This window comes from Mitsuaria sp. TWR114 (genome assembly GCF_007997345.1).
Window position 1 is genome coordinate 1 of record NZ_VOSR01000128.1, and the last position, 7,172, is coordinate 7,172.

The window sequence follows — 7,172 nt, forward strand, 5'->3', positions numbered from 1 at the left end:
GCAACGAGGCGATGCGGCGCGAGTTCCTGGCCGACGTCTCGCACGAGCTGCGCACGCCGCTGGGCGTGCTGCACGGCGAGCTGGAGGCGCTGGAGGACGGCGTGCGCAAGCTCGACGCGCAGGCGCTGCGCTCGCTGCAGGGCGAGGTCGCCATCCTGCACAAGCTGGTCGACGACCTGCACGAGCTGTCGATGGCGGACGTGGGCGCGCTGGCCTACCGCAAGTCGGAGGTCGACCTGCGCGAGCTGATCGGCGTGACGGCCGGCGCCTTCGGCGAGCGCCTGCATGGCAGCGGCCTGTCGCTGCAGCTGGACCTGCCCGAGCAGCCGCTGCGGGTCTTCGGCGACGAGCGCCGCCTGCGGCAGCTGCTGGGCAATCTCTTCGAGAACAGCTGCCGCTACACCGATGCGGCGGCGCGTTGAGCATCAGCGCCCGGCGCAGCGGCGAGCATGCGGTGATCGACGTGCAGGACACCTCGCCCGGCGTCGGGCCGGAGCACCTGCCGCGGCTGTTCGAGCGTTTCTTCCGCGTCGATGCCTCGCGCAGCCGGCGCGGTGGCGGCTCCGGGCTCGGGCTGTCGATCTGCCAGCGCATCGCCGAGGCCCACGAGGGCCGCATCGAGGCGCGTCCCTCGCCGCTGGGCGGCCTGTGGATGCGGGTGGAGCTGCCGGTCCATGGCTGAGCGCGCGGCGGGCCTGGCGCCGATGCCGATGGAACCGGGGCCCTCGCGGGTGCTGGTGGTCGAGGACGAACCCAAGCTCGCGGCGCTGCTGGCGGACTACCTGCGCGCGGCCGGGCACGAGCCCGAATGCGTGGCCGACGGGCGCGAGGTCATCCCGGCCTGGACGGCGCGGCGGCACGACCTGATCCTGCTGGACCTGATGCTGCCGGGCATCGACGGGCTGACGCTGTGCCGCGAGCTGCGCGCGGTCAGCAGCGTGCCCATCCTGATGCTGACGGCGCGGGCGGACGAATCGGACCGGCTGGCCGGCCTGGAGACCGGCGCGGACGACTACATCGCGAAGAACCCCTTCAGCCCGCGCGAGGTGATGGCGCGGGTGAAGGCGGCGCTGCGCCGAAGCCGCGCGCACGAAGTGGAAACGGCGGCCGCGGTGGCCGCCTTCGCGGCGGGCAGCGAGCCGCTGTCCATCGATGAATCCGGCTGGAAGGCGAGCTGGCGCGGCCAGCCGCTGGACCTGACGCCGATCGAGTTCCGGCTGCTCCACATCCTGGCGACGCAGCCGGGCCGGGTCTACGCACGGACCCAGCTGCTGGACCTGCTGCACGTGGACGGCCGCGAGGTCACCGAGCGCGCGGTCGACAGCCACATCAAGAACCTGCGCCGCAAGCTCGAGAAGGCCGGCGCGGGGACGGACCGCATCCGGTCGATCTACGGCGTGGGATACCGCTTCGAGCGCTGAGCGCCCGGCCACCGCGCTCAGCCGCGCTCACCCGCGCCGCGCCGCCTCGATCTTCGCGATGTCGATCTTCCCCATCTCCATCATGGCGGCGAAGGCGCGCTGCGACGCGGCGCGGTCCGGATCGTGCAGCGCATCGGTCAGCACGCGCGGCGTGATCTGCCAGTTCACGCCCCACTTGTCCTTGCACCAGCCACAGGCGCTCTCCGCGCCGCCGTTGTCGACGATCGCGTGCCAGAGGCGGTCGGTCTCGGCCTGATCGTCGGTCGCGATCTGGAAGGAAAAGGCCTCGGTCTGCTTGAACTGCGGCCCGCCGTTCAGGCCGATGCAGGCCACCCCGCAGACGGTGAACTCGACGACCAGCACGTCGCCCTGCTGCCCCGACGGGAAATCGCCCGGCGCCCGCGTGACGCGGCCGACCTGGCTGTCGGGGAAGGTCTTCGCATAGAAGCGCGCGGCCTCCTCGGCGTCGCGGTCGTACCAGACACAAATGGTGTTCTTCGCAAGCATGGGGATCTCCATCAAGGGATTGCAACGAGGATCGGCGAGACATCGTCCGCGGCGCCGGTCGGTCGGGCAACCGGCATACCCCTGGCGAGGCCTCGTCTCCTCCCCCACGACGAGCGGCCGCGTGCCATTTCGACAACAGCTCGCACGCCTCGTCACGCGCTGCGCACGCGCCAAATGAGAATGTTCTCAAATAGGAATTACTATCAACAACTTCCCCATTTCCTGATGCCTGCCGGCCGACGACGCTGGCGAGGCTTCCTGTTGCCATGCGAATCCGATCCCTCCCGCGCCTGGTCCGGCGCCCCGCTGTGCGTTCGAGCTTCCGCCATGCCGGCGTCGCCGCGGCTGCGTCCCTGTTCGCGGCGGCCGTCGCCGCCCAAGGGTCGGCCGCCGGCGCCGCCTCGATGACATCGGCCGCGCCCGCCGATGACGCCGACAAGCCCGTCACCATCGCCCCGGTGACGGTCAGCGGACAGCGCGCCGAGGGGTATGCCGCCTCCGAGACTGCCTCGGCGACCAAGCTGACGCTGTCGCCACGCGAGACGCCGCAGTCGATCACCGTCATGACGCGGCAGCGCCTGGACGACCAGAACCTGACCTCGCTGCGGCAGGTGCTGGACGTGACGCCCGGCGTCTACTCCAACGCCTACGACACCGAGCGCGTCCTGTTCTACGCACGCGGTTTCCTCGTCGACACCCTGATGCACGACGGCGTGCCCGCCCACACCAACTTCAGCACCGGCTCGGTGGACGAGACCCTGGACACCGCGCTCTACGACCGCATCGAGGTCGTGCGCGGCGCCACCGGCCTGATGACGGGCGCCGGCAATCCGGCGGCGTCGATCAACCTGGTGCGCAAGCACGCGGACAGCCGCACGACCACCGCGTCGCTGAAGCTGACCGCCGGTTCCTGGAGCAACCGCCGCGCGGAACTCGACGCCTCCACCCCGCTGACCGCCGACGGCCGCATCCGCGCCCGCGGCGTCGCGGTGGTCGAGAGCACCGACAACTACCAGGACCTCTATCACAAGCGCCGCAACGTGCTCTATGGCGTGGTCGACGCGGACCTGACGCCGGCCACGCGCGTGTCCGCCGGCTTCGAATACCTGGAGAACAAGCCGCGCGGCAACACCTGGGGTTCGTTCCCGAAGTTCTTCTCCGACGGCACGCAGGCCGACTGGCCGACCTCGGTGACCACGGCGCCGGACTGGTCCTACTGGGACCGCAAGACGCAGACCGTCTTCGGCGAGCTGCGCCACCAGTTCGGCAATGGCTGGACGCTGCGGTCGTCGCTGAGCCGCCGCGTCTACAAGGAAGACGTCAAGCTGTTCTACGTCTCGGGCTGGCCCGATCCGGCGACCGGCGAAGGCCTGGCGCCCTGGGCCTACCGCAGCAAGGGCAAGATCACCGAGACCGCGCTCGACGTCCACGCCTCCGGCCCCTTCGAGCTGCTGGGCCGCCAGCACGAGCTGGTCCTCGGCTACAACGGCTCGCGCGCGAAGAACACCGGCACCGAGCAGGCCGTGGCCGGCGACCTGGCTCCGGTGGGCAACTTCTTCGAATGGAACGGCAGCTACCCGGAACCCGCCTGGGCCGATCCCACGCCGCTGAACAACATCAAGACCGACCAGGACGCGGTCTACGCCGCCGCGCGGCTGTCGCTGACGGACTCGCTCAAGCTGATCGGCGGCTCGCGCTACGGCCGCTGGAAGATCGATTCCTTCTACGTCTACGACTCGCCGACGACGTCCAAGTACGACTACACCAAGGCCATCCCCTACGCCGGCCTGGTGTGGGACGTGCTGCCCGAGTTCTCGGTGTTCACCAGCTACACCGGCATCTTCAAGCCGCAGAGCAGCCGCGACATCAACGGCCACTACCTCGACCCGATGGACGGCGACTCGGTGGAGGTCGGCATCAAGGGCGAGCACTTCAACAAGCGCCTGAACACCTCGCTGACGCTGTTCAAGACCAAGCAGGACAACGTCGCGGCGCCGGTGCTCGACCCGGTGACCGGCGCGCCGGTGCTGCTGCCGGACGGCACCACCGCCTCGCAGGCCATCGACGGCACGCGCACCCGCGGCTTCGAGTTCGAGCTGTCGGGCCGGCTGGTCGACGGCGTGCAGGCCTCGCTGGGCTGGACGCGCTACATCACCAAGGACGGCGACGACCAGACCATCCGCACCTTCATCCCGAGCACGATGGTGCGGCTGTTCGCGACCTGGGACGCGGCCCGCTGGGTGCCCGGCCTGACGCTGGGCGGCGGTCTCAACTGGCAGTCGTCCAGCTCGGCGGCCGTCGGCATGCCCAACGGCGGCACGACGCTGCGCCAGGGCAGCGTGACCAATTTGTCGCTGATGGCGCGCTACCAGGTCTCGCCCAAGGTGTCGGTGCAGCTCAACGGCAACAACCTCCTGGACCGCAAGTACTTCGTGCTGGACCAGTACGACAACACCTACTACGGCGCGCCGGCCAACTACTCGGTCTCGCTGCGGCTCGCGTACTGAGCCGGCTTCGGCGGCGGGCGCCTCCTCGGCGCGGCGGCAGGCCACCCAGCCGCCGCGCGCGTCCATCCCGGGATCGGGTGACGCGCGGATGCCGCGCATCGGGAACGGACAGGGATACTCGACGGGCGACCGCGAGCCGGTGAATCACCGGTGGCGGTCGCGCCCTGCCCGCTTCCGAAGGAATCCCATGAGTGCAGCGTCACTCCTCGTCCTGCTGATGGCGGCCTGCATCGCGGGCCTGCTGTGGGGGCTCGCGCGTCAGCGCCGTGCGCACCGTGCGGCGCTGGCCCAGGCCGAACGCATGGGCCGCGTGCTGCTCACGATGGCGCGTGCGAATCGCCTGGTGCTGCGCATCGACGATGAACGCGCCCTCTTCCACGAGGCCTGCCAGATCTGCGTCGATGCCGGCGACGCCGCCCTGGCCGCCGTCTACCTGCGCGACGGCGAACTGGCGCACCGCGTGGCCTTCGCCGGCCCGGCGGCGCAGGTGCTGCGCAACGTGCCGGATCCGCTGGACCTGCGCCTGCCGGAGGTCCAGGGCACCTACACCGCGCGCGTGCTGCGCGACGGCCGCAGCGCCGTCAGCAACAACTACGTGCTGGACGCGCAGGCCGGCCGCTGGCGCGAGGAGGCCGTCGCCCAGGGCATCCGGGCGATCGCCTGGATCCCGATCCGCCGCGCGGGCGAGGTCGCGGGCGCGCTGATGCTGTGCGCGCGCGTGCCCGACTTCTTCGATGACGAGCTGATGGCGCGGCTCGAGGAACTCGGCGCGGACCTGTCGTTCGCGCTGGACAGCGTGGACAGCCGCCGCGCGCGCGAGGCCGCGCTGCGCGAGATCGAGGCCGGGCGGGACCGCTTCCAGCGCCTCTTCGACGCGGCGCCGGTGCCGATGGCGATCGTGTCGGTGGAGGACCGCCGCATCGTCGAGGCCAACCAGGCGCTGTGCCGGCGCTACGGCAAGACGGTGCAGGAGGTGGCCGGCACGACCACCGCCTCGCATGCCTACGGCGTGATCGCCGAGGACCGCGATGTCTTCTACCGCGTGCTGGGCAGTCAGGGCCGCGTGACCGACATGGTGGTCCGGCTGCGCGACGCCGCCGGCGCCATCCATCCGGCCGTGCTCAATGCGGTGCCGCTCGAGTACATGGGGCGCCCCTGCTGTCTGATCATCACCCTGGAGCTGCAGCACCTGCCTGGTCCGGGATGGCCGGAGCAGGCGCCAGCGCGCTGAAGGCGCCGCGATCGACGCGCCCGTCGCCTCGCCTTACTCCGGCTCGATGCCGGCGGCCTTGATGATCTGACCCCACTTGCGCGTCTCGGCTTCCTGGAAGGCGCGCAGCTCTTCCGGCGTGCTGGACCACGCATCGACGCCGGCGCTCTCGAAGAAGGCCTTCGCCGGCGCGCTGCGCAGCGCCGCGCCGAGCAGCTCGCGCAGGCGCTGGACGACCGGCGCGGGGGTGCCCGCCGGCACGTAGGCGGCGAACCAGTAGCTCATGTCGTAGCCCTTGACGCCGGCTTCGTCGAGCGTCGGCACATCGGGCAGCAGCGGCGAACGGCGCGTCATCGAGAAGCCCAGCGCTCGCACCTTGCCGGCCTTGATCTGCGGCAGGCCGGTGGCCGTGTCGGTGATCATGAAATCGACCTGGCCGCCGATCAGGTCGGTCAGCGCGGGCGGATTGCTCTTGTAGGGGACGTGCAGCAGCTGCGTGTGGGACAGCTGCTGGAACTGCTCACCGGCGACGCGGCTGGAGGCGCTGCCGCTGCCGAAGCTGACCTTGCCCGGCTCGCGCCTGGCGCGCGCGATGACATCGGCGACGCTGCGGTACGGGCCGTCGGCCTTGACCACCATCACCTGGCCGCCCTTGCCCAGGCCGGTGACCGGCGCGAAGTCCTTGACCGGGTCGTAGGACAGCTTGCGGAAGAGATGCGGATTGGCGGCCTGCGTGGTGTTGGTGGCGATCAGCACCGTGTAGCCGTCGGGCGCGGCGCGCGCGACCTGCTGCGCCGCGATCATGCCGCTGGCGCCGGCCTTGTTGTCGACGACGACGGCAATCCGCGTCTGCTCGGTGATCGCCTGGCCCAGCGCCCGCGCCAACTGGTCCGTCGCGCTGGCGGCGGCGAAGGGCACGAGCAGCGTGATCGGCTTGCTCGGATAGGCCGCGGCGGCGGTCTGCGCCTGCGCGAGGCTGGTCCATGCGAGGGTCGCGGCGCATGTGGCGGCGGCGACCAACACCGCCCGGCGGCGGGTCGTCGGTTTCAAGACAGTCATCAAGCAGTCTCCATCGTCTCGTTGTGATCCATGCCCGGGCCTCGCAGCCACGGAACCAGTGTCTCAGGCACCATCAGCGGCATCGCCAGCACGACGAAGGACAAGGCCTTGCCGTGGCTGTCCAGGTTCAGCGCATCATTGACGCCACCGTCGAGCACGCCATCCAGCACGAAGTTGATCGCGCCCAGGCGCGGCAACAGGTGGCGCGTCACCCGCGTCGGGCGGCGGGACGCAAACTGGCGCGCGACAGCATCTTCGGTCAGTTGCTCAACCAGCAGCGGATACAGCGCCGGGTGCCAGGCGATCACGCTGATGTTGGAACGGTCGCCCTTGTCGCCGGTGCGGCCGTGAGCGGCAGCGCGGAGTTCGACTTGGCGGGTGGGGGTTGAGGGCTCCGGTGCTGGGTGTGCTGCGTGTGACGTGGGCGCTGCGGAGACCGCAGGTCGGGAGGCCAAGCGCGGGCTCTCC

Annotated in this window: 8 protein-coding genes; 5 read left to right on the top strand and 3 right to left on the bottom strand. The window is 70.7% G+C overall.

All coding sequences use genetic code 11. The annotated features are described in order from the left end of the window. From FUT87_RS30395 to FUT87_RS06180, 3 genes are all read left to right on the top strand, one after another. The coding region (locus FUT87_RS30395) for a histidine kinase dimerization/phospho-acceptor domain-containing protein (RefSeq protein WP_310735114.1) at window positions 1–422 on the top strand (422 nt) is incomplete at its 5' end. Next, complete coding sequence (locus FUT87_RS30400; RefSeq protein WP_255511695.1) at window positions 419–682, top strand: ATP-binding protein; 264 nt, start codon at window positions 419–421, stop codon at window positions 680–682. The genes FUT87_RS30395 and FUT87_RS30400, both read left to right, overlap by 4 nt. Then, window positions 675–1,421 (top strand): response regulator, encoded by a 747-nt coding sequence (locus FUT87_RS06180; RefSeq protein WP_255488662.1) that lies wholly within the window; start codon window positions 675–677, stop codon window positions 1,419–1,421. The genes FUT87_RS30400 and FUT87_RS06180 overlap by 8 nt, the downstream gene beginning before the upstream one ends. Window positions 1,422–1,448: 27 nt before the next feature. On the opposite strand, the gene FUT87_RS06185 is transcribed toward FUT87_RS06180, so the two are convergent. Continuing rightward, a complete protein-coding gene (locus tag FUT87_RS06185) occupies window positions 1,449–1,928 on the bottom strand; it encodes a VOC family protein (RefSeq protein ID WP_147240431.1) in 480 nt (159 codons plus the stop codon). Between the two features lie 308 nt (window positions 1,929–2,236). Here FUT87_RS06185 and FUT87_RS06190 point away from each other — a divergent pair, with 308 nt between their 5' ends. Together FUT87_RS06190 and FUT87_RS06195 are read left to right on the top strand one after the other, a co-directional pair. Beyond that, entirely contained in the window at window positions 2,237–4,435 is a 2,199-nt protein-coding gene (locus FUT87_RS06190) for a TonB-dependent siderophore receptor (RefSeq protein ID WP_222617056.1), read from the top strand. Window positions 4,436–4,622: 187 nt separating this feature from the next. Further along, window positions 4,623–5,666 carry a GAF domain-containing protein gene (locus FUT87_RS06195; RefSeq protein WP_186830380.1) on the top strand — a complete coding sequence of 348 codons (1,044 nt, stop codon included), beginning with the start codon at window positions 4,623–4,625 and terminating at the stop codon, window positions 5,664–5,666. A 33-nt stretch (window positions 5,667–5,699) separates the two neighbouring features. Here FUT87_RS06195 and FUT87_RS06200 read toward each other — a convergent pair whose 3' ends face one another. Both FUT87_RS06200 and FUT87_RS06205 read right to left on the bottom strand, forming a co-directional pair. Next, a complete protein-coding gene (locus FUT87_RS06200) occupies window positions 5,700–6,704 on the bottom strand; it encodes a tripartite tricarboxylate transporter substrate binding protein (RefSeq protein WP_147240434.1) in 1,005 nt (334 codons plus the stop codon). Continuing rightward, window positions 6,704–7,159 (bottom strand): hypothetical protein, encoded by a 456-nt coding sequence (locus FUT87_RS06205; protein WP_404935365.1) that lies wholly within the window; start codon window positions 7,157–7,159, stop codon window positions 6,704–6,706. The genes FUT87_RS06200 and FUT87_RS06205 overlap by 1 nt, the downstream gene beginning before the upstream one ends. Window positions 7,160–7,172 lie beyond the last annotated feature (13 nt).

Bases quoted from the DNA above. Each gene is read 5' to 3' on its own strand.
- FUT87_RS06195 (WP_186830380.1), top strand. From the start codon at position 4,623: ATGAGTGCAGCGTCACTCCTCGTCCTGCTGATGGCGGCCTGCATCGCG.
- FUT87_RS06200 (WP_147240434.1), bottom strand. From the start codon at position 6,704: ATGACTGTCTTGAAACCGACGACCCGCCGCCGGGCGGTGTTGGTCGCC.
- FUT87_RS06185 (WP_147240431.1), bottom strand. From the start codon at position 1,928: ATGCTTGCGAAGAACACCATTTGTGTCTGGTACGACCGCGACGCCGAG.
- FUT87_RS06180 (WP_255488662.1), top strand. From the start codon at position 675: ATGGCTGAGCGCGCGGCGGGCCTGGCGCCGATGCCGATGGAACCGGGG.